General features: G+C 74.1%; 1 pseudogene. It reads right to left on the minus strand.

The features are described 5' to 3' along the window. A pseudogene (locus tag KUM49_RS37575) lies at positions 1-332 on the minus strand (hypothetical protein); the annotation flags it as partial.

Genomic DNA, 332 nt, shown 5'->3' on the forward strand with positions numbered 1-332 from the left:
TGGTCGGCCCGGTTGGGCAGGTCGGGCGGTTCCCCGAGGGCCTCGCCCATGCTGTCGCCGAAGACGGTGGAGCCGTCGGACCGGTGGCTTCGCCCGGGCCGGCTGGACCAGTCGCACCAGTCGCACCAGTCGCACCAGTCGGACCGGCCGGGCCGGTGGGATCGCTCGGCTCGGTGGAATCGGCCGGACTGGTCGGATCGGTCGGCTTGGTGGGAGTGGGTGGATCGGCTGGGCTGGTCGGCCCGGTTGGGCAGGTCGGGCGGTTCCCCGAGGGCCTCGCCCATGCTGTCGCCGAAGACGGTGGAGCCGTCGGACCGGTGGCTTCGCCCGGG

This window comes from Streptomyces sp. AC555_RSS877, assembly GCF_019049245.1.
Classification (GTDB): Bacteria; Actinomycetota; Actinomycetes; order Streptomycetales; family Streptomycetaceae; genus Streptomyces.